This window comes from Streptomyces albidicamelliae (assembly GCF_025642175.1).
In the GTDB taxonomy this organism is placed as follows: domain Bacteria; phylum Actinomycetota; class Actinomycetes; order Streptomycetales; family Streptomycetaceae; genus Streptomyces; species Streptomyces albidocamelliae.
Map to the genome: position 1 here is coordinate 2,801,563 of NZ_CP106795.1, position 24,832 is coordinate 2,826,394.

The following is a 24,832-nucleotide window of genomic DNA, read 5'->3' on the forward strand; positions in this document are numbered from 1 at the left end:
GTCACGCCTCGTGGTAGAAACCCACGTTGACGCTGCGCGGCGCGGTGCGGTCCTGGACGACGATCTCGCCGGACCCGCCGTGCGGCAGGACGACGCTCCCGCCGTAGACCAGGGGCTGGGTGTACTCCCCGACGATCACCCGCACTTCGGACGCCGGGTCGGCCTGCGAGCCGCGCAGCCAGGTCAGCTGCCAGGCACCGTCGGCCCCGCACAGGAACTCCAGGTGGACCCGGGAGATGAAGAGCCAGTCGTCGGGAGTGACCAGCCGGCACACGGAGGCGTCGCGGCCGACCCGCAGCGCGGCACCCGGCTCGGAGGGTGCGTCGGCCATCGTCATTCCCGCGGTGGCGCCGGCGTCCTCGCCGGAGACGGTGGCCATGGTGAGTTCGAGCACGCCTGTTCCCCCTGAAGCTGTGATGCGGCCGCAGCGTCCGTACGTCCTGGTGCGGTGGCCGGATCGCCGTACCGCCGCCGAATGATAAAACGCCCGGCCGGGCGGCGTCCGGCACAATGGGCTCATGACCGAGCGAAAGCCACCGGGCGTCCCGTTCGAGTCCTGGGTGGACAGGCAGATCCGCGACGCGCAGGCGCGCGGGGAGTTCGAGCGGCTGCCGGGGGCGGGCGAGCCGCTGCCCGCCGAACTCGAGTCGGGCTACGACGAACTGTGGTGGGTCAGACGGAAGATGGCCCGCGAGGGGCTGGCCGTGCTGCCGCCCGCACTCGCGCTGCGCAAGGAGGCCGAGGACGCCCTCGTCGCGGCCTACGCGGCTCCCTCGGAGCGGATCGCGCGGAAGATCGTCGAGGACGTCAACGTCAAGATCCGCGACATGATGTTCAAGCCGCCGCCCGGCCCCCCGCTGGGGAAGAAGCCGTACGACGTCGAAGCGGTCGTACGCGAGTGGCGGCAGCGCAGGGCTGCCGCCACGGGTGAGGTGCCGGGAACGTCAGACGTGTAGCAGGCGTCCGGCCAGCTCCCGGTAGTCGCGCAGGGCCAGCCGCAGCTGCTCGGTGTCGCCGCCGGCGTCGGGACCGTGTCCGTCGGTGCGCTCTGCGCCCTGCCAGGACGTGCGCAGGGTGCGGCGGCGCCGGGTCACGGCCTCGGTGAACCGCTCGGCGATCTCCTCCAGCGCCCGGTCGGCCTCCTCGACGGCCGTCCGCGGCTCCTCCACGAACCCGGCGAGCACCTGGTGCATCCGCTGCTCCCAGCGGTCCGCCTCCTCGTGCGCGAGCAGCGGCGCGCCCACGCCGGAGGGGGCGGTGGTGCTCTCTTTGACGCCCTCGGCCGCGGCACGGGTGGTCCTGCCGGGCGTCTGCGCGGCCGGACCCTCCGTGCCGGGCCGCGGCCCCTCGGAACCGTGCGCCGAGCCGTGTCCGGGCAGCGGCTGTGCCGCGATGCCCGCCGACCGGTCACCGGCCGGGGCGGTGGCGGCGGCCCGGCCGTCGGCGGTCGTGCCCTCGCCGCCGGGGCCGGGGAGGCGGCCGTCCGCGGTTTCGTGGGGGCCGGTTCGCCGGTCAGGTGCTTCTCCGGCCGGGGACCGTCCGGGGTGCGGCCCTCCGGGGTCCGCTCGTCGTGCGGCGGCCGGGTGAGGCCTGCGGCGGAGTGGCGCTCGTCTCGGGGGCCGGTCGTCGTGTCCTTCATGCCGCTCAACTCTCCTTCGGTCGGCTCCGGTGCAGCGCCCACGGGGTGTGGGAGCGGCCGTGCGCATGGCTGGGCGTCCCGGCCGGCTGCGTCGCCGAGCCCGCGGGCGCACGGCGGCGGCCGCCGTCCGCGTGGGAGCCGGTCAGTTCGTCGAAGAGGGCGCGGGCGCCCATCAGGGCCGTCCGCAGTTCCTCGGTGCCGCCGCCGTTCCCACCCGCATCGCCGTCCGCGCCGGTGCGGGCCATCCGGTGCACCTGCCGGTAGCCGTCGACGTGGCCGGCGTGGTGCACGGAGAGCGCGGCGAGCTGCTCCTCGTAACGCTCGCCGTCGGGGTACCCGCGGTCGGCGGCGAGCTCGGCGAGCAGCCGGTCGGCCTCGGCCACCGCACCGCGCGGCGACTCGACGAAGTGCTCCTGCACGGCCGTCCAGCGGGCCGCGTACCGCTCGCGCTCGTCCTCGCCCAACGGCCGCTCCCGCAGGTCGCCGTGGCGTTCGACGCGCTCGGTCAGTTCCCGCTCGGCGGCCTTGGTGTCGCCGTCGTGCCGGGCCACGGTCCGCTCGTACTCGGGCCCGAAGCGCCGCTTGAGACTCGCGCCGCCGCGCCGCCCGCGGCCGAGGACCAGGGCCGCGCCGACGACCACGACCGCCGCGATCACGATCAACAGAATGATCAGACCTGTGGACATGGTTCCCTTCCGGGTCGGACCGGCCCTGCTGGCCGGTTCTTCCTTCGTGTGACCCGGAAGTGGCCCGACAAACGGCGGGTGTTGCACCGGCGGCCGCGCCCGGCTCCGCGCCGCGGCCGGCCCCGCATATCCGGTTGCGCGGGGTGCCCGCCGGCGTCCCAGAATGGCCGCCATGACATGGACGATCGCCCCGGAACCGTACGACTCCCCGGCCGCCGCCGCGCTGTGGCGGGCGTACTACACCGAGGTCAGCGACCGCTGGTATCTGCTGCACGAGGGGCGCCGCACCGACCCGGACGAGCTGGAGCGGGAGATCGCCGCGCGCACCGGATCCGAACTGGGGCCGCCGCGGGGCCGGTTGCTGATCGGCCGGTACGACGGGGAACCGGCCGGCTCGGCGGGCGTACGGCTGCTGGACCCGGACACGGCGGAACTCACCCGGGTGTTCGTGCTGGAGGGACGGCGCGGCACCGGCGGTGCCGCGCCGCTGGTGGCGGCCGCCGAGGAGGCCGCCCGCGCCCTCGGAGCCCGGCGGATCGTCCTCGACACCCGCTCGGACCTGGTCGAGGCCCGCGCGCTGTACGCCCGCCTCGGCTACACCGAGACCGGCCGGCACAACGACGACGTCTACGCCGAGCACTGGTTCCGCAAGGAGCTCGGGACTTCGGAGCCGGTCACCCGCTCCTCGTGACCGTGGTGTCGTGGGGGCGTTCCCGCTCGGCGCCGCACAGTTCACCGGTGAGTTCCCTGACCAGTTGGCTCAGGTCGGTCGAGCGGCCCGGCTGCCACCAGTCGCCCAGCAGCTCGGCCAGGGAGTCCTCACGGGCCTGGGCGAGCCGTTCGGCGACCTCGCGTCCACTGTCGGTCAGCACCAGGTCCAGGCCCTCGCGGCGGCCCAGGTGCCGCTCCTCCACCTGGCGGGCGGCGGCCATGACCACCTGGAGCGGGACGGGGCTGCGTTCGGCGAGCACACCGGGTTCGACCGAGCCGTACCTGCGGACGCGCAGCAGCAGCCAGCTGGACTCGGGCAGCAGGTCGTAGCCGGCCCGTTCGGTGATCTTCCGGTAGATCTCCTGGCGGCCCTCGCGGGTGCCGAGCAGGGACAGGGCGCGGCACACCTCGTCGTAGGAGGAGCGCTGGACCGGGTTGGGCGGGATGGTCTCGGAGACGTCGGGCGCGGTGACCGAGCCGCGCAGCCGGTCCTCCTTCAGGAACCAGGCCAGCAGGAAGCCTAGGGCGGCCACGGGCGCGGCGTACAGGAAGACGTCGGTGATGGCGGACGCGTAGGCGTGCAGGGCGGCCGGGCGCAGCGCGGGGGGCAGCGTGGCGATGCCCCGGGGGTCGGACTCCAGGGTGGTCGCGGCGACGCCGGGCGGCAGGGCGACCCCGCGGAAGGCGGCGGCGAGCTTGTCGCCGAGGCGGCTCGCGAAGACCGTGCCGAAGATGGCGACGCCGAAGGAGGCGCCGATGGACCGGAAGAAGGTGGCGCCGGAGGTGGCGACGCCCAGGTCCTCGTAGGAGACGGCGTTCTGCACGATGAGCACCAGGACCTGCATGACCAGGCCGAGTCCGAGACCGAAGACGAAGAAGTAGACGCTCATCTCGGTGGTGGAGCTGTGCTCGTCCAGCCGGTGCAGCAGGAGCAGGCCGATGGCGGTGACGGCGGTGCCGGTCAGCGGGAAGACCTTCCAGCGGCCGGTGCGGCTGACGATCTGCCCGGACACGGTGGAGGACAGCAGCAGCCCGACCACCATGGGCAGCATGTGCACGCCCGACAGGGTGGGCGAGATGCCGTGCACCACCTGGAGGAAGGTCGGCAGGTAGGTCATCGCGCCGAACATGGCGAAGCCGACGATGAAGCTGATGACGGCGGCGAGGGAGAAGGTGCGGATGCCGAACAGCTTCAGTGGCAGCACCGGTTCGGCGGCCCGCCGCTCCACGGCGACGAACGCCACGGCGAGCAGGACGCCCAGCACGCACAGCCCGATGATCTGCGCCGAGCCCCACGCCCACGTCGTACCGCCGAGGGAGGCCACGAGCACCAGGCAGGTGGCGACCGCGGCGATCAGGAACGTGCCGAGGTAGTCGATGACGTGGTGGGCGGTGCGGCGCGGGATGTGCAGGGCGGCGGCGATCACCACGAGCGCGACGATGCCGACGGGCAGGTTGACGTAGAACACCCAGCGCCAGCTCAGATGCTCGGTGAGCAGCCCGCCGAGCAGCGGTCCCAGCACACTGGTCGCGCCGAACACGGCACCGAACAGCCCCTGGTAGCGCCCCCGTTCCCGGGGTGGCACGAGGTCCCCGACGATCGCCATCGACAGCACCATCAGCCCGCCGCCGCCCAGGCCCTGCAGCGCCCGGAAGGCGATGAGCTGCGGCATGTCCTGCGCCATGCCGCACAGCGCCGAGCCGATCAGGAAGATCACGACGGCCGTCTGGAACAGCCGCTTGCGGCCGTACTGGTCGCCGAGTTTGCCCCACAGCGGGGTGGCGGCGGTCGAGGCCAGCAGATAGGCGGTGACCACCCAGGACAGATGCTCGAGTCCGCCGAGATCACTGACGATGGTGGGCAGCGCCGTCGACACGATCGTCTGGTCGAGGGCGGCGAGCAGCAGGCCGAGCAGCAGGGCGCCGATCGGAACGAACACGCTGCCCTGAACGTGTTCGCTCTCTTTCGCGTCCTTCGCCGCGCCGTGCGTGTCCAGGGCCATGGAGACCTCCCGGGGCTCGGTGCACCTCTTCCATCGTGATCGGTGTCACCGTTTATGGCCTGTCGAGTCCTGCGGATGTGAAGGAGATCCGCATAGTCTCTGAATTTCGTGAGGGGAGGGGACGAACGCGTGACTGATTCCGAGGGCCGTACCTGCCCGGAGTGCGGGGTGCCGAGGGGACCCGACCGCACCCCGACCTGCGACTGCACCGAGCGGACGGCCGAGGCCCTGCACGAGGCCCGCTCGGCCGAGGCGGCGGCGGCCGGGGACTTCGACCCCTTGCGGATACGTCCCTACATCGACGTGGAGAGACCACGCCCGCCCCGAGGGCGCGCGGCGCCGGGTGCGGAGGCGGGGTCGTCCGGCGCTCCGGGGAGCACGGAGCAGCCCGGGCCGCTGCCCGGCACCCGGGCGTACGGCGAGCCGTCCTCGCCCGCCGCCGGGCAGCACCCCGGGCCGTCCCCGTCGCACGCGTCGGCCGCCCCCGGGACGGGCACCCGCCCCGGACCGCCGCCGGACGCGGAGCCCCGCCCGGCCCCGGAGGCCGGGACCACCGCACCACCACCCACCGGCGCCCACCCGGGCACTCCCCGGGAGCCCGGGCCGGGCGGACCCGGCCCCGCCGACGCTCGGACCTCGACAACGGCACGGCCCGGCGACGTCGGCCCGACCGCTCCGCGAGGATCCGGGGCCGACGGGCCGGGCGGCGCCGGGTCGGCCGGCGCCCGGGCGTCGACAGCCGGCGGCCCGGACGGCGCCGACGGCGCGGCCCCTCCGACCGGAATCCATGGGCCGAGCCCGGCCGGGACCACCGACCCCCGGACGTCCACGGCTCGCACCTCCGCGACAGCACGGTCCGGCGGCGCAGGGACGGTCGGCTCTCGGGGGTCCGCGGGCGGCGGGGCGGCCGAGGACGGCGTGGACGGTGCCCGGAGTTCCGCGGCGGACGGCGCAGCCGGACCGGCGGCCTCCGGTGGGCGGGGAGAGAGCGGGCGGCGGCGGTCGCGGCGCACCGTGCTGATGGTGGTCGCCGGTGCCGGCGTGGCCGTCGTGACGGCGGCCGGACTCGCGAGCGGGGTGTTCTCGTACCACGCCCCGTCCCGGGACCAGGCGGCCCAGGAGGTCCGGCAGGGCGTCCCGGACGTCGGCACACCGGGCACGCCGTCCACGAAGGCACCCGGTACGCCGGTCGCGCCCCGGTCGCCCTCGCGGACCCCTTCCCCTTCGCCCTCGTCGAGCAGCCCGTCGGGCTCGCCGTCGCCGTCGCCGAGTCCGTCCGCGTCCCACGGCGCGTCCGCCTCCGCCTCCCCCACCGAGACGACCGCGACGATCTCCGCGAGCCCGCTGGGCACCCCGGTACCCGCCCCGGTGCTGCGTCGCGGCGACAAGGGCCCCGAGGTCACCGAACTTCAGCAGCGGCTGCGGCAGTTGAACCTCTACGTCGGCGAGGTCGACGGTGTCTTCAACCGTTCCGTCGAGGACGGCGTGCGCACCTACCAGCTGGCCCGGGGCATCACCGGCGACGACTTCGGGGTCTACGGTCCGCCGACCCGGGCGAGCCTGGAGGCGGAGACGTCGCAGCCGTAGGCACGGGACGTACGGGCCGCCGCGTCAGCCGACGTGCAGCCGGATCGTCCCGTCGGCCGCCCCCCGGACGCTCACCCGCGTGAGGTCGGGCACGACGACGTCGGGCCCGTGGACACCGGCGCGCGGACCGACGCCCACCACCCGCATCCCCGCGGCGCGACCCGCGGCGATACCGGCGCCGGAGTCCTCGAACACGACGCAGTCGGCCGGGTCGACGCCCAGCTCGGCGGCGCCCTTCAGGAAGCCCTCGGGATCGGGCTTGCTCGCGCCGACCGACTCCGCGGTGATCCGGACGTCGGGCAGGGGCAGCCCGGCCGCGTGCATGCGGGCCGTGGACAGGGCGACGTCGGCGGAGGTCACCAGGGCGTGCGGGAGGCCGCGCAGCGCGGCGAGGAAGACGCCCGCGCCGGGGACCTCGACCACGCCGTCCATGTCCGCCGTCTCCTCCGCGAGCATGCGGGCGTTGTCGGCGAGGTTCTGCGCCACGGGCCGCTCGGGCAGCAGCACGGCCATGGAGGCGTGCCCCTGCCTGCCGTGCACGACCTTCATCACCGCGTCGCCGTCCAGCCCGTGCCGCTCGGCCCAGCGCCGCCAGATCCGCTCGACCACGGCGTCCGAGTCGACGAGGGTGCCGTCCATGTCGAGCAGGAGGGCTCGGGCGGTGAGGACGGTGGGCGTGGCGGTGGCCGGCATCGGCAGCTCCAAGCGCGGGCGAGGGTCGTACGGGCGGCCCCCCTGGGCCCCCGGGGATCCGGAGGGGACAAGGCGGCCCCGCCCGCCGGTCAGGGAGAACGGGCGGGAGCCACTTTGTTCCTCCACGGTACAAAACCGGGGGCGGGTTGCGCCACCGACCCCCGGAAGGGTTCACCCACCGTTCAGCTCGGCCACGGCCTCGCGGATCAGCCCGCCACGGCCTCGAAGAGGCTCCACACGCCGAGACCCAGCATCAGCAGGGCCGCGATCTGCGTGATCAGCCGCAGCGGCACCCGCCGCATCAGTGCCTTCCCGCCCACGATGCCGAGACCGGCGACGGCCCACAGGCCGAGCACGGCGCCGAGACCGACGGAGACGGGGTCGTCGTAACGGGCGGCCAGGTTGGCCGTCATGATCTGCGTGAGGTCACCGAACTCGGCGACCAGGATGAGCATGAAGCCCGTGCCCGCGACCTTCCAGAAGGACTGGTCGGCGGGCTTCCTGATCTCCTCCTCGCCGTCGTCCTTCTTCAGCAGCAGCACCGCGGCGCCGCCGAGGAAGAGGACACCGGTGAGCGCGTGCACGATCTGCTGCGGCAGCAGGGTCAGCACGCTGCCCGCCGCGACGGCGAGCACCACGTGCAGCAGGAAGGCGGCGGCGACGCCCGCGAAGACGTACGAGGCGCGGTAGCGCGTGCCGAGGACGAGACCGGCGAGCGCGGTCTTGTCCGGCAGTTCGGCGAGGAAGATGACGCCGAAGACGAGCGCCGTCACGGTGATGCTGATCAAGGTCCCTCAATCGGTCGGGGCTGCCCCACCGAGAGTGCGGTACATCACGCGAACACACCTCGGCACGGCAGCGCACTCTGCGCCCGTGCCGGGGGCAGGGGCGTGCACTGCTTGCCGAAGGTCTCGCTGGCGGCCTGCACGAGGTCCGCCTCCGGGCGCCGGCTCAGGCTCGCTGAGCAGTATGTCGACGGTCCGGCGAAGAGCTACTCCCCTTCTGCACCGCCCATAGTACGGGACGCGAAAGTTGCGCCCCACACCTTGTAGTGACATGAACATGTCACTAGTTTCTCACCGAGCGCTCACCCTCCGGCAACACGGCCTCGCGAGCATTCCCTCGCCCGCGCCCCAACACCCCCACCCCACAAGGGAGTTCGCATGCCGAAACTCTACGCGCGTCGACGCCTGAGCATACTCGCCGCCCTCACCGGCCTGATAGCCTCCGCCGCCCTCCTCAACTCCCCGAACGCCTCGGCCGCCCTGCCCACCCCGGTCAGCGGCGCCACCGCCCGCGGCTACCTCGCCCAGCTCACCGTGGCCACCGAGAACCGCACCGGCTACAACCGCGACCTGTTCCCGACCTGGATCACCATCAGCGGCACCTGCAACACCCGCGAGTACATCCTCAAGCGCGACGGCACGAACGTCGTCACCGACTCCGCCTGCGTCGCCCAGAGCGGCAGCTGGTACTCGCCGTACGACGGCGCGACCTGGAGCGCCGCCTCCGACGTCGACATCGACCACCTCGTCCCGCTCGCCGAGGCCTGGGACTCCGGCGCGAGCAAGTGGACCACCGCCCAGCGCCAGGCCTTCGCCAACGACGTCACCCGGCCCCAGCTCCTCGCCGTCACCGACAACGTGAACCAGGCCAAGGGCGACCAGGACCCGGCCACCTGGATGCCGTCGCGCACCGCGTACCGGTGCACCTACGTCCGCGCCTGGGTGCAGGTGAAGTACTATTACAACCTCTCGGTCGACTCCGCCGAGAAGAGCGCCCTGACCAACTACCTGGCCGGCTGCTGACCCTCGCCACCGGCGGCGAACCGGCGGCGGGCACGGAACCCCGAGCCCGCCGTACGCCGGCCGCACGGCTCCCCGCGGTCCGCCGGGCAGCCACCGCGGCCGGCGGCCCGGGCTCCGTCAGGAGGCCGGGCGGCGGCGTATCAGGAAGCCCGCCGCCGCACCGGCCGCGAACAGCGCGGCCACCGAGACACCCGTCGCCACCCAGGTCGCGCCCAGCCACTGGGCGCCGTAGTAACCGAGGGCGACGCTGTACGCCGCCCAGCACAGGCCGGCCAGGGCCGACCAGGGCAGGAAGTCGCGGACGCGGCGATGGGCGGCGCCCGCGCAGAACGACACGACCGAGCGGCCCGCCGGCGCGAAGCGCGCCAGCACCACCAGCGCACCACCGCCCCGCGCGAAGGCGTCGCCGAGACGTTCCTGCGCGGTGGTCAGCCGACGCGAGCGGGCTATCGCCCGGTCCAGACGCTCCCCGCCCCGCCAGGCCAGCCGGTACGCCACCAGGTCACCGAGGACCGACGCGGTCGCCGCCGAGAGGATCAGGGCCAGGGTGTCCGGCACGTCGTGCGGGACGGCACCCGCCGCCGCGCCCGAACCCGCGGCCGCCGCGGTACCGGCCGTGATCACCAGCACACCGCTCGGCAGCACCGGCAGGAACACGTCGAGCAGCACCGACAGGGCCACCACGGCATAGATCCACGGCCCGGCCGCGATGGACCCCACGCTCTCGAACACCACGACTCCCCTTGATCCCCCGTCGACAGCCATACAGCGTACGCCGGGGGTGTGACAACGGGTGCCCAGGGGGCGTGTGCGACCGACGCGCGACAGCCGCGGCCACGGCTCAGGCCGCCGCCACCGGCGCCCGCTCCGCGGCGGACCCGCCCGCCGCCGCCGTACGCCGGCCGACCAGCCGGTCGAGACCGAAGGCGCCGGAGCCGGTGAACACCAGCAGCAGGAACCCCCAGCAGAAGAGGGCGGGCAGCTCGCCGCCGTTCTGGATGGGCCACAGGGCGGCCCGCTGGTGGACGTCGAAGTAGGCGTACGCCATCGAGCCCGAGGCGATGAGCGCGGCCGCGCGGGTGCCGAGGCCGAGGAGCACCAGCCCGCCGGCGACGAGCTGGATCACCGCCGCGTACCAGGCGGGCCAGGTACCGGCCGCGACGGTGCCGCCGTCCGTCCCCGCGGCGCCGCCGAGGACACCGAAGAGCGAGGCGGCGCCGTGCACCGCGAAGAGCAGGGCGATCACGATGCGGAAGAGCCCGAGGGCATAGGGCTGAGCGGAATCGAGGCGCGTGGACATGAGGGGGTCTCCTCTTCGGTGTCGGTCGGACCGGCCAGGGGACGTCTGATGGCCGGCCGTGGGGGGTCGGCGGTACCGAACGAGGGGCCCAGGTTAGGTGAACCTAATCAATGCTTGCAAGTTCAAGATTTGGCCATCCCGCGGCACCCGCCCTCGGCACGCCCCGGCGCGCTCGCCCCTCGCGAGGACATGCGAAAGCGGCCCTCCGCACACGAGACAGAGGGCCTGTGGAGGCGTCAGAGGGTCAGGCCACGTCCTCCGCGGAACGCTCGCGCACCCGCTGCCCCTTCACCTCCAGCCCGCCGAGCAGCTCCGCCGTGGCCCGGGCGACGGCCTCCACCGCCCGGTCGAAGACCTCGCGGTTGTGCGCGGCGGGGGCCCGGAAGCCCGAGACCTTGCGCACGTACTGCAGCGCGGCGGCGTGAATGTCCTCGTCCGTGGCCTCTTCGGGCAGGACGGGCGGACGCAGCGTCTTGATACTCCGGCACATGCCCCCAGTCTCACGCAGCCCGCCCGGCCCTGGGATGATCGCGCCGAAGGCGGCCACCGACTCCCGGGGCCGACCGTCGAAAGGAACAGCCTCATGGCGAACCAGCGCACCGTGGCCGTCCTCGGCCCCGGCGGCACGGGCGGCCTCCTCGCCGCCCTCCTCTCCCGCTCCGGCCACCGCGTCCTCTGCCTGGCCCGGGAAGACACCGCGGACGTCCTGCGCCGCACCGGAATCACCGTCCGCAGCGCCCAGTTCGGGGAGTTCACCGCTCCCGTCGAGGCGGACACCCAACTGCGCGAGGAGGTGGACGCCTGCCTGATCACCGTCAAGCACACCGCACTCGACGCGGCCCTCACCCGGATCCCGCCCGCCACTCTGGGCGACGCCCTGGTCGTACCGCTCCTGAACGGCGTCGAACACCCCGCCGCCCTGCGCGCCCGGTACCGCGCCGACCGGGTCGCCCCGGCCGTGATCCGCGTGGAGTCCACCAGGGTCGCCCCGGGCGTGATCGAACACGGCAGCCCGTTCACCGAGATCGACCTCGCCGGCGACGCCGTCCCCCGCGACCGGCTCGACGCGCTCGCCGCCCTCCTCGACGCGGCCGGCCCGACCGCCCGCACGACCGGGGACGAGACCGCGACCCTGTGGGCCAAGATGGCCTTCCTCGCCCCCTTCGCCCTGCTCACCACCCGGTACGGCCTGCCGCTCGGCGAGGTCCGCACCCGGCACCGCGACGAACTGGAGGCGCTGGTCGCCGAGACCGCCGCCGTCAGCCGGGCCTGCGGCGCCCCCGCCGACCCCGCCCGGGCGCTGGCCCGCTACGACGCCTTCCCGCCCGGCGCCAAGTCGTCCATGCAACGTGACGCCGAGGCGGGCCGTCCGCTCGAACTCGACGCCATCGGCGGGGCGTTGCTGCGCGCGGCCGAGCGGCACGGCGTGCCGGCACCGGTGGCCGAGCGGCTCGTACGAGAACTGCGGGACGCCGGTCACTGACACCGGAACCGGTCCGGAGGGGCGACCACTCGTTCGGCTGAATCGCCCCCCGAACCCCAGGAACGAGCTCGCCACCCAAAATCGAACAGGCGTACCATTGCCGGGTGGCTACGACCTATGAATTCCCCAGTGACCTCCTCGCCGGCCAGGAGGAGCTGCATCAGGTCCGGGCCGAGCTCTCGGCCCTGCTCAAGCGGCTGCCGTGGTCGGTCGAGCCGAGGGAGGGCTTCAGTGACGACACGGGCTGGCGCAAGGTGGAGCGGCCCGCCTCCCCGGGCTGGACGGCGGACGAGCAGGCCGAGGTGGAGAAGCTGCGGCGCCGCGAGCACGAACTGGCGGTGTTCGTGAGCACGCACCGCTTCTGGTCCGAGGTCGCGACCCCGGACCGGCCGGAAGCCCGCTCCAAGCTGAAGCACGCCCACGCCGAGCCCCCGCGGGAGCACCCCTGACACCGACGAGAACGGCCCCCCGGAGACAACTCCGAGGGGCCGACCGGTGGGCGCGGACGGTTTCGAACCGCCGACATCCTGCTTGTAAGGCAGGCGCTCTACCCCTGAGCTACGCACCCTGAACACCCGGGCGGCGAGCCCAGGAGGAGTGGACAGAGTACCTTGCCGGGCCCGGTGGACGGCAAACGCGTAAAGGCCGCACCCTTCGCCCGGCCGCACGCTCGACTCCGACGGCTGCGAGTACGGCCGCCCGCGGCGCCCTCCGGCGGCAAAGTCGCGGTGTGCGGTGCGAACTGACCGGCCCGTGTGTTCGTCTTCAACGGGTGGGAGAATGACACCACCCAGGGCGAAGCACAGCACGGGAGAGGGATGTGACGGCGACACCGGGCACGCCATCGAAGCAGCCGTACCCACCGTCGTCCGCCGCGCGCCCCCCGCGCCGGCCCACGGCCCTGCGCGACTCCCTGACCCTGATGAGCCTGCCGGTGCTGGCCGCGCTGGGGCTGTCCGCCGCGTTCGCCGGCGGGGGCACCCGGCGCTGGTTCGGCGGGCGGTCGGAGGGCCAGCGGGCGGAGGCGCAGGCGGCGAAGGACGCGGCGGCGGCCGCGTTCTACGAACTCGACACCGCCCAGCGGGATCTGAGGATCTCCATCGAGACGATCACGGCCGTGGACGACTCCCCGGCCGCCCGTCGTGCCGTCTCCGACTTCGAGGCGCTGGGCCGCCGTATCGACGAGGTCAGTCAGAACTACATCCAGGCGGTCGACGCCCATGACCTCGACCGGGACGATCTGGAGGCCGCGGCGGCGTCCCGGGCGCGTGCGCAGCTGAGCGCGGCCAAGGACGAGCTGGTGCGGGTCAAGCAGGAACTGGACCGGTTCGGTGGTTCGCTGGGGCCGCTGCTCGGCAAGGCCGAGACGCAGCTGGCCCGGCTGGCGCCCGCCGTGGAGCGGGCCCGGCAGTCGCTGCTCGCGGCGAGCAACGCGCTGGACTCCGTGCGGGAGAAGGGGCTGCGGGCCGATGATCTCGCGGCGCGGCTGGCCTCGTTGTCGCCGGAGCTGACCCGGCTGAACCAGGGTGCGGGTCAGCACGGGGTGGCGGCGACGCTGGAGCGGGCCGAGCGGGTGCAGCGGGAGGCCGGGACGATCCGGGCCGAGGCGGAGCGGCTGCCGGAGAAGGCCGGCGAGATCGATCACCGGCTGGTGTCGCTGCGGACCCGGGCGCAGGCGCTGACGACGCGGGCCGGGCAGGTGGAGCCGGTGCTGAGCGAGTTGCGGCGCCGGTTCGCGGCCGCCTGCTGGCAGGACCTCCAGCAGGTGCCGGGGCAGGCCGGGGAGAACGTGCGGCAGGCCGAGCTGAAGCTGCGCGAGGCGCAGACGGCGCGGGACGCCCAGCGCTGGGCGGACGCGACGTCGCTGTTGTCGACGGTACGGGCTCTGCTGAACGGCACGGACGAGGCCGTGTCGGCCGCGGGTGAGCGGCTGACCAGGCTGAACGCGGTGCAGAAGGATCCGCAGGCGGAGATCGAGCGCACCCGGTTCGCGATCCGGGACGCGCAGCGGCTGGCGATGACGGGGCGGACGAACCCGGATCCGCGGCATGCCCGGCCGCTGGACGACGCGGTGGGCCGGCTGGAGCGGGCGATCGGGACGCTGGAGGGACGCCATCCGGACTACTGGCATTTCCTGACCGAGACGGACGCGGTACGGCAGGCGGTGGCACGGGTGGTGGCGCAGATCCGGGAGGAGCGCGGCGGCGCTCACTGAGGTTCCTGTGTTGCCGGGTGGGGTCGGGCGGGCGGATATTGATGTGGACGGATGGCCTCCGCTAATCGCCCGAGGGAGGCGGATATGGCCGCACACGCAGCGCATACCGAGGAACGGCCGCGGATGCGGCTGGACGACCACCTGCCCGTCGACCACCGGCTGAACCGGGTGTACCGGGTCGGTGCCGGGCTGATCGGCGGCTTCCTGGTCGCGTTCGGCATTCTCGGCCTGATCAACCACATCGGCTTCTTCGACACCGGCGGCAACTCGGTCGCCGGGCTGAACAGCAACGGCACGCTCAGTGTGCTGTCGATCTGCATCGGCGCGCTGCTGCTGGTCGGCATGGCGATCGGCGGGAACTTCGCGTCGACCCTGAACATGGTGCTCGGGGTGCTGTTCCTGCTGAACGGCTTCCTGTTCCTCGGACTGCTGGACACCGACAGCAATTTCCTGGCGTTCAAGATCCAGAACGTGCTGTTCAGCTTTGTCGTGGGGCTGCTGCTGATGACCTTCGGGATGTACGGCCGCGTCGGTTCGACGTTGCCGCACGACAACCCGTACTGGCGCGCCCGGCACCCGGAGGCGGCGCAGCAGGAGGAGCAGCGGCGGCAGGCGCTGGGGACGGCGCCGGCCGAGCGGGCGCTGCGGAGTTCGGAGGACATGCGCCGGCGTGACACGGAGTGACGTGGTGTGGCCCTGGGGGGAGCGCCCGGGGCCGGTTAATCTGTGCGCATGCCTCGCTACGAGTACCGCTGCCGCACCTGCGGCGACACGTTTGAACTGAGCCGTCCCATGGCGGAGTCGGCCGCTCCCGCGTCCTGTCCCGCGGGCCATGACGACACGGTGAAGCTGCTGTCGGCGGTGGCCGTGGGCGGCACGGCGGGCGCGTCCGCCCCGGCTCCCGGTGCGGGAGGCGGCGGTGGGAGCTGCTGCGGCGGGGGTTGCTGCGGCTGATCCGCTGAGCGGCTGCGCGGCGGGGTGACCCATCCACACCCGTTGGCCAACAGATGGTGGCCAACGGGTGTTGCGTGCTCGCGTCGCGTCCCTCAGCCGCGGAGGCCCGCCGTCGACTCCCGGGCCGCCTTCAGGAACTCCCGGGTGATCCGCTCGCCGGCCAGTACGCCCCGCTCGGGCAGTGCGCTGATCTGCGGGGCGGTCCAGTCGGTCTCGGCGAGTTCGCCGTGTCCGGGGCGCCAGCCGCGGTCCGCGGCGAGGAGCAGGTCGGCGTCGAGGAGGGAGTCCCCCGCGGCCAGGGTCAGCTCCGCGCCGGTGCGCCGGGCGACCTCGCGGACGGCGGCGCTCTTGGTGAGCGGCTTGGGGACGGCGTAGATCTTGCGTCCCTGCAGCGAGACCGTCCAGCCGCGGTTCTCCGCCCACGCGGCCAGTTCCTTCACCCATTCCTCGGGCAGCAGCTCGCGCTCGACGACGAGGTAGGCGAAGAGGTCCTCGGCGACCCGGTGCTTGCGCACCCAGACCGGGTCGGCGGTCCGGAGCAGGTGCTCGCGGATCTCGTCGAGCGGTGCGCACTCGTCGGCGAGCCTGGCCTGGACGCCGGTGTGCCAGTCGGCGTCGGTGACGCCGTCGACCAGGAGATGGCCGCCGTTGGCGCAGATCGCGTACTTGGGGGCCGGGCCGGGCAGGTTGATGCGCTGGTACTGCTTGCGGGTGCGGGTCGTGGTCGGCATGAAGAGGGCCGTGTCGCCGAGGTCGGTCAGCAGCTGGGCCGCGGTCTCCGTCATGAAGGAGAGCGGTCTGGCCTCGTGCACCTCCACGCACAGCAGCCGGGGTGCCCGCGCGTCGGGCATGGTCAGCGCGAGGGCCGCCGCGGAGTAGATGAGCGTACGGTCGAGGTCGCTCGCCACCAGCACGGGCATCAGACGTTCACCGCCTTGCCGTCGGCGCCGGTCGCGCCGCGGGTGTACTGGGGGTGGATCAGTCCGACGCAGGTGTACGGCAGGTCGCCGACCTCCTCGACCGGCACACCGCGCTGCTCGGCGAGCAGGCGTACGTGGTCCAGGTCGGCGCCGGCTCCCTGGCGCGCGAGGATCTTCCAGGGCACCCGGCGCAGCAGGACCCGGGTGGTCTCGCCGACGCCGGGCTTGACGAGGTTGACGTCGTGGATGCCGTACTCCTCGCTGATCCGTTCGACGGCCCGCCAGCCCTCCCAGGTCGGGGTGCGGTCCTCGGCCAGCAGTTCCTTCACGGCGTCGTCGACGGTGTCGGCGACGTCGGGGAAGCGGGCGGAGACGGCGTCGAGGAAGGCCACGGAGACGTCGGCGCCGGCGAGTTCGCGGTAGAACTTGGCGCCGTGGAAGTCGTCCGGGCCGACCAGGTCGGCGCGCAGGACGGTGCGGGAGATGAGCCCGGAGACGGTGGAGTTGAGGCAGGCGGAGGGGATGAGGAAGTCCTCGCGGGTGCCGTAGGTGCGCACGCAGGAGCCGGGGTCGGCGAGGACGGCGATCTCCGGGTCGAAGCCGGTGACGCCCTCCTTGGCCTCGAACTCCTCGATGGCCTGGGCGAGTTCGCGGGTGATGGCGCCCTTGCCGGTCCAGCCGTCGACGAAGACGACGTCGCGGGGGTCGTGGTGGGCGGCGAGCCAGCGCAGGGCGTTGGCGTCGATGCCGCGGCCGCGGACGATCGAGACGGCGTAGTGCGGCAGGTCGAGGCCGTGCCGGAACTGGGCCCAGCGGCGCATGAGGACGCCGACGGGGGTGCCGGCGCGGGCGAGGGAGACGAGGACCGGGCGGGGGGAGCGCTCACCGACGACGGTCTCGGTGACGACGCCGACCGCCTTGGCTATGCGGGCCGCGGAGGCGTCGAGGGCGCTGTGGAAGAGCCGCTGGTACTGCTCGGTGGGCTGGTACTCCACCGGCAGGGATTCGGCGTAGTGGGCGCCGCCGCTCTGGATGGCCTCCTCGCGTTCCTCGGTCGGTGCCTCCAGGGTGACGTCGGAGAGGTCCTGGAGCAGCCAGCCGACCTCCTCGGGTGCGTACGACGAGAAAGCCGGGCCGCGGAGGGGCTCGGGCAGCATGGCCTGCCTTTCGGGAGCGTGCTGGGGTTCGGGGACGTAGGACGGGACGACCGCGAGCAGGACGTGCGGGGCGTGTGCCGCGAGGCGGGCCAGCAGGCCGTCGGGGGCGTGCAGGGCGGGGGTGTCGGCGGCGGAGTCCACGACGGCGACGACGGTGTCGAAGCCGGCGCCGGCGACGTTGTAGGCGTAGCGCTCGCCGGGGCCGTCGGCCGGGTCGTCGTGGGCGGGGAAGGTGAGGCGGGTGCGGATGGCGTAGCCGGGGTCGTCGAGGGCGAGGACGGGCGAGCGGGTGGTGGTGGAGAAGCGCACCTCGGCGCCGGTGGTCCGTTCCAGCTGCTCGGCTAGGCGCAGCGGGGTGTACATGAGTTCCTCGTTGCCGAGGACGAGGACGCGGCGGGCGTCGGGGGGCAGGGCGTCGGCCATGCGACCGGCCATGGCGGGGAGGGCGGCTTCGAGCCGGGTGCGGTGGACGGGGGTGAATCCGTGCCTGCCGCCGTCGGGGAGCCGGGCGGGCCAGCCGAGGTCGACGCGGGGCGTGGGCTGGGGGCTGTGGGGTGCCGTGCGGCCGGCCGGGGCGGGCCGGGAGCCGGCGGACTCGTGGTGGGCGACGAGCCGCTGTCCCTTCTCCAGGACGTCGGCGGGGAGCCGTACGACTCCGGAGGCCGCGGCGATCAGGTCGACGCGGGCGCCGATCTCGCGGGCGAACGCCTGCATGCGTGCAGCGTCCTCGGGTGAGCGCATGTCGACCAGCGCGACGATGACGTAGTGGTGCCGGGGGTGGCGTTCGTGGAGGTCGCGGACGGTGTTGAGGACGGTGTTGCCGGTGGAGAACTCGTCGTCGACGAGGACGAGGGGGCCGGAGCCGCAGAGCAGGGCGGGGTCCTCGGGCAGCAGCAGGTGCGAGGTGGCGTGGGAGTGGGACTCCTCGAAGCCGCCCGCGGGGGCGACGCCGGGGACCGGCCGGCGCGTGGAGTGCAGGTACGGCGCGGTGCCGAGGCCGTCGGCGACGGCGTGGCCCAGTCCGGTCGCGGTCTCCGCGTAGCCGAGGACGACGGCGGTGGCGGCCTCCGCCTCGCCGAGCAGGGCGGCCACCCGGCGGCCCAGGGCCAGTCCGTGGCCGTAGACCACGGAGGGCCTCTGGGGTACGTGCTTGCCGAGCACGTGGGAGACCAGCAGGTGGGCGCGCTTGGGGTTGCGGCGCAGCGCCAGTCCGAGGAGGTCGGTCAGCCCGTCGTCGCCCACGAGTTCGACCCCGAGCCGCTCGGCGACCCAGGTGCCGGACCAGACCGCGTCGTTCACTGCGTTGTTCATGCGTTCCTTGGTTGTCGGGTGTCCGGCCGGATGTCCGGCCGGGTCAGCCGGGTATTCCGGCGGCGAGCAGCTCCACGAAGCCGACGTCCTCGTGGGCGACGCCGAAGACCTCGGCGCGCAGGAGGGTCCGCTCGGCCCAGGCGCGGTGCGGTTTCACCTCGTTCATCTTGTTCGTGTAGGCCGAACGGAGTACACCCCCGCCGCCGCGTTCCGGCCGCAGGATGTCCTGGGCGTCGCTGTACTCCTCGTGGCTGACGACGGACAGCGCGTGCACGGGCAGGACGTGGGACGGGTGGATGCAGGTCTTGCCGAGCAGGCCGTTGGCCTGGTCGAGGGAGATCTCCCTGAGCAGTCCGTCCATGGCGTGCTCGATGAGCTTCGCGCGCAGTTCGACGGCCTGCACTTCGAGGAAGGGGCTCTGCCTGAGCTGGGGTTTGAACATGCGTTCGGAGACGCGGAAGTACTCCCAGACGGGGCCGGTGACGGTGAATCCGGTGCCGTCGGCCCGGCCGAGCATGTTGACGACGTCGGCGATCACCGAGGCGACGATCTGGACGTCGTAGGCGGTCATGTCGGGGGCGCGGCGCAGGCCGTAGGAGGAGCAGAAGTCGGTGACGCCGAGGCGGAGCGCGAGGACCCGGTCGCGGTACTTGTCGACCGCGCGGGAGATGCCCTCCAGGGTGTCGACGCGGGACTCGCGGTAGAGCAGCTCCGGGGATTCGAGGACCGGCATGGCGAAGAGCCGGTGGCCGCCGGCGCTCTCGGCGGCGGTGAGGGCCTCCAGGAAGGGGATGCCGCGTTCCTCGGTGAACTTGGGCAGCACGAAGCCGGAGAGCAGCCGTACGGTGGCGCCGAGGCGCCGTACGAGGTCGGGGATCTGCTCGGGGGTGCGTACCCGGATGAAGAGCAGGGGTGGTTCCACGCCGGGGCGGGAGGCGAGGTCGGCGAACTGGCGGACGAGGTTCTCCTCGCCGGCGACGACGTCCGCGTCGCCGATCGAGTCCTCCAGGCACAGCACCATGGAGACCACGCCGTTCGCGGCCTGCTTGACGATGTCGTCGGCGAGCCGTGGCCGGGTGGCCGGGCTGTACAGCGTGGCGCCCAGGGCCGCGGAGAGCAGCTTGGCCGGGGAGTCGGCGGAGAACGCCGACGGCTCCTGGTGGAACAGGCGCTGCCGCACCGCGGGGGCGATGTGCCCGAAATGACGCATAGGACTCCCTCAGGGCGCGAGCCGATCCTGTGGATTCGGTAAAGGGTGGCCGGTAATAGTACGTAGGGATCCATGTCGGAGGTTCCCCGCGGGCATGAATTTCCGGTAACTCACCTGTGTCGGCGCCGACACCCCCCGCATTGTCGTGGCCAGGACCGAGAGGGCAGGATGACGGCATGACGCACGCGATGCTGAAGGGGTCGAACGTCCCGCTGGATGCCACCACGGTACGTGCCGTACTGCGCTGGACGCCCGGGCAGGGGGTTCCGGACGTGGACGCCTCGGCGCTGCTGCTGGGCTCCGACGGCCGTGTGCGCTCCGACGAGGACTTCGTCTTCTACAACCAGCCCCGGCATCCCTCCGGAAAGGTGTGGCGGCTCGGCAAGAAGCGCGTCGCCGAGGGGCTGAGCGACACGATCCAGACAGACCTCTCGGGGGTCGAGCCGGGTGTGGGCCGCATCCTGCTGGTCGCGTCCGCGGACGGTATCCCCTTCGACCGGGTGCCGGCGCTGGGCATCCTGCTCTACGACGCGGCCGTGGCCGACGGGGAGCCGCTGGCCACGTTCGACATCAAGCCGGAGACGGGCGCGGAGACGGCGCTGATCTGCGGTGAGCTGTACCGGCGCGGGGAGGGCTGGAAGTTCCGTGCGCTGGGCGAGGGCTACTCGAACGGTCTGAAGGGCCTCGCCACGGACTTCGGCATCTCGGTGGACGAGTCGGAGGTGGACGAGGAGCGGCGGCAGCCGGAGACGGCGTCGCAGCCGCTGCCCCCGGAGGCGCCGACGTCGGCGGTGCCGCAGCAGCCGCCCGCCTACGGCTATCCCCAGCCGGCCTCGCCGCAGGCGGGGTACGGCTACCCCCAGCCGGCCGGTCAGTCGTCGTACGGCTATCCGCAGACCCAGCCGGCTCCGGTGCCGGTGGCTCCGGACCCGAACTTCCGGCTGCCTCCGCAGGGCCCGCAGTTCGTCGGCCGGTAGGCGGTCCGGGCGGCCGGCGTGCGGGGTTACCGGTCGACCTTGGTCTTGTAGCCCCGTCCCCACTGCAGGCCCCAGCCGTACAGGCGGTCCAGCTCGCCCTGGAAGCCGTAGACGAACTTGACCTCGCGGCGGACGATCAGTTCGCCCTTGACGTTCTCGATCATCACGACGGCGCAGGAGCGGGCCTGGGGGTGGCGTTCGTCGAGGCCTATCTCGATGCGGGGTCCGTTGCTCGGGTACAGGGTGACGATGGCGTGGGTACGGTCGAAGGCCGGTGTGCGGTCGTAGATGTAGACGAAGACCAGCAGCCGCTTGATGGCGTCGCGGTGGTCGAGGTTGACGTACATGGTCTCGCCGGACGCCGAGCCGAACCGGTCGTCGCCGCTGAGCTTGATGTACGGCGGGGCGTTGACGTCGCCCAGGTAGCCGCCGAGCGGCTGGACGACCCCCTTCGTGCCGTCCGTCAGCTCGAACAGGCAGCCGAGGTCGAGGTCGACGTTGACCATGCTCTGGCCGTGCCCGAGCACCTCCGGCGGTTTCAGCGCCTTGAAGGGGTGCCGGAACAGACTGGTGCGCTGGGCGCCGTCGAAGTCGGAGGTCCGCATCCGCCAGGTGAGGTTGACGCGCAGATGGCCGGTGGCCGCGTCCTGCTTGGTGAGGGACACCGTCTGGTGCCGCCTGGTGAGTTCGATGGCGTTGCTGGAGGCGCTGCCCGAGTCGAAGTCGGCGGCGCGCCCGCCCAGCAGTCCGTCGAAGAATCCCATTCCCGCCCCCAGGTACTCGTCCACAACGCCGTCGGGGCGGCCGACCACGTCGGCCGCCCCGATCAGAGCGTTCCTCACCGGGCGGGGCGTCACACCCCGTCCCGTCCCTGATCCTGCCCGTAGGGGGCGCGCAGGGGTCGCCGGTCGTCCGGCGGTCGTCAGACTCCCGAGGAGATCTCGGCCTTGTCGTCCGAGCCCGCGTTCCCCTCGCTGTCCGCCAGCGCGCGGTTGCGGCGGACGGAGGACCAGAAGGACCAGGCGATCAGGACGACACCGACGAGACCGGTGATGACCTCGTTGATCTCGTACTGGATGGTGACCATGAGGATCACGGCCAGGGCGCCGATGGCGTAGTGGGCGCCGTGCTCCAGGTAGACGTAGTCGTCGAGGGTGCCCTGGCGGACCAGGTACACGGTCAGCGACCGGACGTACATGGCGCCGATGCCGAGGCCGAGGGCCATCAGGACGATGTCGTTGGTGATGGCGAAGGCGCCGATGACTCCGTCGAAGGAGAAGGACGCGTCCAGGACCTCCAGGTAGAGGAACATGAAGAACGCGGCCTGGCCGGCCAGCACGACGGCGGGCTTCTTCTTGCCGGTGCGGGCGGCCTCTTCCTCCTCCTCGTGCTCGCGCTCCTCCTCTTCCTCCAGCTTGTCCTCGAAGTATCCGGACAGGCCGCCGACGATCATGTAGGTGATCAGGCCGGCGATGCCGGCGATCAGCACCGTCTGCGCCTTGTCGACGTGGGCGCCGCCGTGCTGGTGGGCGTGGGTGGCGAAGGTGAAGGAGGTGATGAGCAGGACGATCAGGGCGATGCAGACCGACAGCATGTCGACCTTGCCGAGCTTGGCCAGGGGCCGCTCGATCCAGCGCAGCCACTGGATGTCCCGGTCCTCGAAGATGAAGTCGAGGAAGATCATCAGCAGGAACATGCCACCGAAGGCGGCGATCGCCGGGTGGGCGTCGGTGACCAGTTCCTGGTAGTGGTCCTTGTTGTTCAGGGCGAGGTCGACGGCCTCGATCGGGCCCATCTTGGCGCTGATCGCGACGATGACGACGGGGAAGACCAGCCGCATGCCGAAGACGGCGATCAGCACGCCGACCGTGAGGAAGATCTTCTGCCAGAAGGCACTCATCTTCTTCAGGATTCCGGCGTTGACGACCGCGTTGTCGAAGGACAGCGAGATCTCGAGGATGGCGAGGATCGCCACGATGCCGAAGGCGGTCCACCCCCCGTAGAACGCCGCTGCGACCAGGCCGAGCGCGGTGACCGCGAACGACCAGCCGAAGGTTTTCAGAAGCACTGGCTACCCAATCGTGTGTTGGGGGTACCCCCAGACGGAGTCTGGGGACGGGTCTCCCCCGCGCCGTACTCGGCTTTGCTAAACGTTGACCACGAGTCTAGAGGGGGACCCTACCGGCGGTACCGGTCAGGGCAACCCTCGTGGGAAAAGCCTCAGCGCGAGCCGGAGGGAGGCCGCGGCCTAGGAGACGTTCACCCCGAAGTCCAGGGCGATGCCGCGCAGACCCGACGCGTACCCCTGCCCGACGGCCCGGAACTTCCACTCGCCCTGGTAGCGGTACAGCTCGCCGAAGATCATCGCGGTCTCGGTGGAGGCGTCCTCACTGAGGTCGTAGCGGGCCAGCTCCTGGCCGTCGGCCTGGTTGGCGACCCGGATGAAGGCGTTGGAGACCTGGCCGAAGGTCTGACCGCGCTCGTCCGCCATGTGGATCGAGACCGGGAAGATGATCTTCTCGCAGTGCGCCGGCACCCTCGCGAGGTCGACCAGGATCGACTCGTCGTCGCCCTCGCCCTCACCGGTGAGGTTGTCACCGGTGTGCTCCACGGAGCCCTCGGGGCTCGTGAGCTGGTTGTAGAACACGAAGTACTCGTCCCCCAGCACCCGGTTCCCGGCGCCGCACAGCAGGGCGCTGGCGTCGAGGTCGAAGGGCGCGCCGGTGGTGGAGCGCGCGTCCCAGCCGAGTCCGATCAGGACGTTGGTGAGGTTCGGTGCGGCCTTGGAGAGGGAGACATTGCCCCCCTTGGCGAGCGTGACGCCCATGTTGCTGGTCCTCCCCTAGTGGTGCTTCTTTGGTTGTCCTGCGCGTCCGGCGCCGACCGTAAACGGTCGGCGCCGGAATGGTGCGGGGCTGTCGGTGTCAGACGTTGACGCCGAAGTCCTGGGCGATGCCTCGGAGGCCGGAGGCGTAGCCCTGGCCGATGGCCCGGAACTTCCACTCCGCCCCGTGCCGGTAGAGCTCCCCGAAGACCATGGCGGTCTCGGTGGAGGCGTCCTCGCTCAGGTCGTAGCGCGCGATCTCCTGCTCGCCCGCCTGGTTCACCACGCGGATGAACGCGTTGCGGACCTGACCGAAGGACTGCTGGCGGTTCTCGGCGTCGTAGATCGACACCGGGAAGACGATCTTCTCGATGTCGGCCGGGACGCCGACCAGGTTGATCTTGATCTGCTCGTCGTCGCCCTCGCCCTCACCGGTGATGTTGTCACCGGTGTGCTCGACGGAGCCGTCGGGGCTCTTGAGGTTGTTGAAGAAGACGAAGTGCTGGTCGCTCGCGACCTTGCCGGAGTTGTTGAGCAGCAGCGCGCTGGCGTCGAGGTCGAAGTCGGTGCCGGTCGTGGTGCGCACGTCCCAGCCCAGACCGACGATGACGGCGGTCAGGCCCGGGGCCTCCTTCGTCAGCGATACGTTGCCGCCCTTGCTGAGGCTGACTCCCACGGGTCCTCCATGTGGTGTCCAGGGGCGGGGAGCCCCGGTCTGCTTCGGTTATGGGATCAACGTGCCGATCCTAGTGACGGGTTCCCGTGCCTCGCAGACGTTGGAGCCGACGAATCACAGGTGTCGACGCGCGGTCGGCCTACAGGGTGTCCAGGGCCTTCACGTACTCGTCGAGGTCACGGGCGTCCGGCAGGCCGTTGACCACGGTCCACCGCACGACGCCCTCCTTGTCGACGATGAAGGTGCCCCGCACGGCGCAGCCCTTGTCCTCGTCGAAGACGCCGTACGCGCGCGAGACGTTGCCGTGCGGCCAGAAGTCGCTGAGCAGGGGATACTCCAGCTCCTCCTGCTCGGCGAAGACGCGCAGGGTGTGGATGGAGTCGTTGGAGACGGCGAGCAGCTGGGTGTCGCGGTCGGCGAACCTCGGGAGGTTGTCGCGCAGCTCGCACAGCTCGCCGGTGCAGACACCGGTGAAGGCGAAGGGGTAGAAGAGCACGACCACGTTCTTCTCGCCGCGGAAGTCGGAGAGCCTCACAGTGCGGCCGTGGTTGTCCTTGAGCTCGAAGTCGGGCGCCTTGTCGCCGACCTGGATCGCCATCGTCGTGCATCCCTTCGGTGGGCCGTTCGGATGAGGGCACAGCAAACGCTGGGCCCCACCCTACGCAGCGGGCACCGAGG

27 protein-coding genes and 1 tRNA gene are annotated in these 24,832 nt (G+C 72.3%); 10 read left to right on the top strand and 18 right to left on the bottom strand.

Features of this window, described 5'->3' with window-relative positions:
* Position 1 precedes the first annotated feature (1 nt).
* Entirely contained in the window at positions 2–394 is a 393-nt protein-coding gene (locus N8I86_RS13020; RefSeq protein ID WP_073893526.1) for a hypothetical protein, read from the bottom strand.
* Positions 395–518: 124 nt separating this feature from the next.
* On the opposite strand from N8I86_RS13020, the gene N8I86_RS13025 reads away from it, so the two are divergent.
* The gene (locus N8I86_RS13025; protein ID WP_073893529.1) at positions 519–956 is read left to right on the top strand and encodes a DnaJ family domain-containing protein; all 438 of its coding nucleotides are present in this window, start codon (positions 519–521) and stop codon (positions 954–956) included.
* Here N8I86_RS13025 and N8I86_RS13030 read toward each other — a convergent pair.
* Positions 945–1,244, bottom strand: a complete 300-nt coding sequence (locus N8I86_RS13030; RefSeq protein ID WP_263277823.1) for a hypothetical protein — start codon at positions 1,242–1,244, stop codon at positions 945–947. The two genes, N8I86_RS13025 and N8I86_RS13030, sit on opposite strands and share 12 nt — an antisense overlap.
* 400 nt (positions 1,245–1,644) lie before the next feature.
* A complete protein-coding gene (locus tag N8I86_RS13035; protein WP_073893535.1) occupies positions 1,645–2,325 on the bottom strand; it encodes a hypothetical protein in 681 nt (226 codons plus the stop codon).
* Between the two features lie 172 nt (positions 2,326–2,497).
* Here N8I86_RS13035 and N8I86_RS13040 point away from each other — a divergent pair, with 172 nt between their 5' ends.
* The gene (locus N8I86_RS13040) at positions 2,498–3,016 is read left to right on the top strand and encodes a GNAT family N-acetyltransferase (RefSeq protein ID WP_198960397.1); all 519 of its coding nucleotides are present in this window, start codon (positions 2,498–2,500) and stop codon (positions 3,014–3,016) included.
* Here the strand turns inward: N8I86_RS13040 and N8I86_RS13045 are convergent.
* Positions 3,000–5,039 (bottom strand): MDR family MFS transporter, encoded by a 2,040-nt coding sequence (locus N8I86_RS13045; RefSeq protein ID WP_073893540.1) that lies wholly within the window; start codon positions 5,037–5,039, stop codon positions 3,000–3,002. The genes N8I86_RS13040 and N8I86_RS13045 overlap by 17 nt on opposite strands.
* A gap of 918 nt (positions 5,040–5,957) precedes the next feature.
* On the opposite strand from N8I86_RS13045, the gene N8I86_RS13050 reads away from it, so the two are divergent.
* Entirely contained in the window at positions 5,958–6,626 is a 669-nt protein-coding gene (locus N8I86_RS13050; RefSeq protein WP_263277824.1) for a peptidoglycan-binding domain-containing protein, read from the top strand.
* Positions 6,627–6,650: 24 nt separating this feature from the next.
* Here the strand turns inward: N8I86_RS13050 and N8I86_RS13055 are convergent, their stop codons facing one another.
* On the bottom strand, positions 6,651–7,319 hold the full coding sequence (locus tag N8I86_RS13055) for an HAD-IA family hydrolase (RefSeq protein WP_263277825.1): 669 nt from the start codon (positions 7,317–7,319) through the stop codon (positions 6,651–6,653).
* Positions 7,320–7,525: 206 nt separating this feature from the next.
* Complete coding sequence (locus N8I86_RS13060) at positions 7,526–8,107, bottom strand: TMEM165/GDT1 family protein (protein ID WP_073893544.1); 582 nt, start codon at positions 8,105–8,107, stop codon at positions 7,526–7,528.
* 375 nt (positions 8,108–8,482) lie between these two features.
* Here N8I86_RS13060 and N8I86_RS13065 point away from each other — a divergent pair, with 375 nt between their 5' ends.
* The gene (locus tag N8I86_RS13065; RefSeq protein ID WP_073893547.1) at positions 8,483–9,127 is read left to right on the top strand and encodes an HNH endonuclease family protein; all 645 of its coding nucleotides are present in this window, start codon (positions 8,483–8,485) and stop codon (positions 9,125–9,127) included.
* 117 nt (positions 9,128–9,244) lie between these two features.
* Here the strand turns inward: N8I86_RS13065 and N8I86_RS13070 are convergent, their stop codons facing one another.
* The 3 genes from N8I86_RS13070 to N8I86_RS13080 all read right to left on the bottom strand — a co-directional run bounded on the left by N8I86_RS13070 (position 9,245) and on the right by N8I86_RS13080 (position 10,917).
* Positions 9,245–9,859 carry a DedA family protein gene (locus tag N8I86_RS13070; RefSeq protein WP_073893550.1) on the bottom strand — a complete coding sequence of 205 codons (615 nt, stop codon included), beginning with the start codon at positions 9,857–9,859 and terminating at the stop codon, positions 9,245–9,247.
* 109 nt (positions 9,860–9,968) lie between these two features.
* On the bottom strand, positions 9,969–10,427 hold the full coding sequence (locus N8I86_RS13075) for a DoxX family protein (RefSeq protein WP_073893553.1): 459 nt from the start codon (positions 10,425–10,427) through the stop codon (positions 9,969–9,971).
* Positions 10,428–10,671: 244 nt separating this feature from the next.
* Positions 10,672–10,917: a DUF2277 domain-containing protein gene (locus tag N8I86_RS13080; RefSeq protein ID WP_079192453.1), complete on the bottom strand. Its 246-nt coding sequence runs from the start codon at positions 10,915–10,917 to the stop codon at positions 10,672–10,674.
* Between the two features lie 93 nt (positions 10,918–11,010).
* Between N8I86_RS13080 and N8I86_RS13085 the strand changes: the two genes are divergently transcribed.
* Positions 11,011–11,910: a ketopantoate reductase family protein gene (locus tag N8I86_RS13085; protein ID WP_263277826.1), complete on the top strand. Its 900-nt coding sequence runs from the start codon at positions 11,011–11,013 to the stop codon at positions 11,908–11,910.
* Between the two features lie 104 nt (positions 11,911–12,014).
* Positions 12,015–12,359 carry a hypothetical protein gene (locus tag N8I86_RS13090; RefSeq protein WP_073893557.1) on the top strand — a complete coding sequence of 115 codons (345 nt, stop codon included), beginning with the start codon at positions 12,015–12,017 and terminating at the stop codon, positions 12,357–12,359.
* Positions 12,360–12,406: 47 nt separating this feature from the next.
* On the opposite strand, the gene N8I86_RS13095 is transcribed toward N8I86_RS13090, so the two are convergent.
* Positions 12,407–12,478, bottom strand: a tRNA-Val gene (locus tag N8I86_RS13095).
* A 252-nt stretch (positions 12,479–12,730) separates the two neighbouring features.
* On the opposite strand from N8I86_RS13095, the gene N8I86_RS13100 reads away from it, so the two are divergent.
* The 3 genes from N8I86_RS13100 to N8I86_RS13110 all read left to right on the top strand — a co-directional run bounded on the left by N8I86_RS13100 (position 12,731) and on the right by N8I86_RS13110 (position 15,079).
* Positions 12,731–14,125, top strand: coding sequence for a hypothetical protein (locus tag N8I86_RS13100; RefSeq protein WP_073893560.1), 1,395 nt, complete (start codon positions 12,731–12,733; stop codon positions 14,123–14,125).
* An 84-nt stretch (positions 14,126–14,209) separates the two neighbouring features.
* Complete coding sequence (locus tag N8I86_RS13105; RefSeq protein ID WP_123438020.1) at positions 14,210–14,809, top strand: DUF4383 domain-containing protein; 600 nt, start codon at positions 14,210–14,212, stop codon at positions 14,807–14,809.
* A gap of 48 nt (positions 14,810–14,857) precedes the next feature.
* Positions 14,858–15,079: an FmdB family zinc ribbon protein gene (locus tag N8I86_RS13110; protein WP_263277827.1), complete on the top strand. Its 222-nt coding sequence runs from the start codon at positions 14,858–14,860 to the stop codon at positions 15,077–15,079.
* 92 nt (positions 15,080–15,171) lie between these two features.
* On the opposite strand, the gene N8I86_RS13115 is transcribed toward N8I86_RS13110, so the two are convergent.
* From N8I86_RS13115 to N8I86_RS13125, 3 genes are read right to left on the bottom strand one after another with little or no spacing between them, the layout of a single operon-like run.
* Positions 15,172–15,999 carry an HAD family hydrolase gene (locus N8I86_RS13115; RefSeq protein ID WP_073893569.1) on the bottom strand — a complete coding sequence of 276 codons (828 nt, stop codon included), beginning with the start codon at positions 15,997–15,999 and terminating at the stop codon, positions 15,172–15,174.
* Complete coding sequence (locus N8I86_RS13120; RefSeq protein WP_263277828.1) at positions 15,999–18,467, bottom strand: phosphoribosyltransferase; 2,469 nt, start codon at positions 18,465–18,467, stop codon at positions 15,999–16,001. Before N8I86_RS13120 ends, N8I86_RS13115 begins: the two co-directional genes overlap by 1 nt.
* Before the next feature lie 43 nt (positions 18,468–18,510).
* Entirely contained in the window at positions 18,511–19,677 is a 1,167-nt protein-coding gene (locus N8I86_RS13125) for an HpcH/HpaI aldolase/citrate lyase family protein (protein WP_263277829.1), read from the bottom strand.
* Between the two features lie 176 nt (positions 19,678–19,853).
* On the opposite strand from N8I86_RS13125, the gene N8I86_RS13130 reads away from it, so the two are divergent.
* On the top strand, positions 19,854–20,654 hold the full coding sequence (locus N8I86_RS13130; RefSeq protein ID WP_263277830.1) for a TerD family protein: 801 nt from the start codon (positions 19,854–19,856) through the stop codon (positions 20,652–20,654).
* Between the two features lie 26 nt (positions 20,655–20,680).
* Here N8I86_RS13130 and N8I86_RS13135 read toward each other — a convergent pair whose 3' ends face one another.
* The 5 genes from N8I86_RS13135 to N8I86_RS13155 all read right to left on the bottom strand — a co-directional run bounded on the left by N8I86_RS13135 (position 20,681) and on the right by N8I86_RS13155 (position 24,752).
* Positions 20,681–21,418 carry a TerD family protein gene (locus N8I86_RS13135; protein ID WP_093480899.1) on the bottom strand — a complete coding sequence of 246 codons (738 nt, stop codon included), beginning with the start codon at positions 21,416–21,418 and terminating at the stop codon, positions 20,681–20,683.
* Between the two features lie 158 nt (positions 21,419–21,576).
* A complete protein-coding gene (locus N8I86_RS13140; RefSeq protein WP_073893578.1) occupies positions 21,577–22,722 on the bottom strand; it encodes a DUF475 domain-containing protein in 1,146 nt (381 codons plus the stop codon).
* A 180-nt stretch (positions 22,723–22,902) separates the two neighbouring features.
* A complete protein-coding gene (locus N8I86_RS13145; protein ID WP_073893581.1) occupies positions 22,903–23,481 on the bottom strand; it encodes a TerD family protein in 579 nt (192 codons plus the stop codon).
* A 97-nt stretch (positions 23,482–23,578) separates the two neighbouring features.
* Complete coding sequence (locus tag N8I86_RS13150) at positions 23,579–24,154, bottom strand: calcium homeostasis/redox stress adaptation protein (RefSeq protein WP_073893583.1); 576 nt, start codon at positions 24,152–24,154, stop codon at positions 23,579–23,581.
* Positions 24,155–24,293: 139 nt separating this feature from the next.
* Positions 24,294–24,752, bottom strand: a complete 459-nt coding sequence (locus tag N8I86_RS13155) for a peroxiredoxin (protein ID WP_073893585.1) — start codon at positions 24,750–24,752, stop codon at positions 24,294–24,296.
* Positions 24,753–24,832 lie beyond the last annotated feature (80 nt).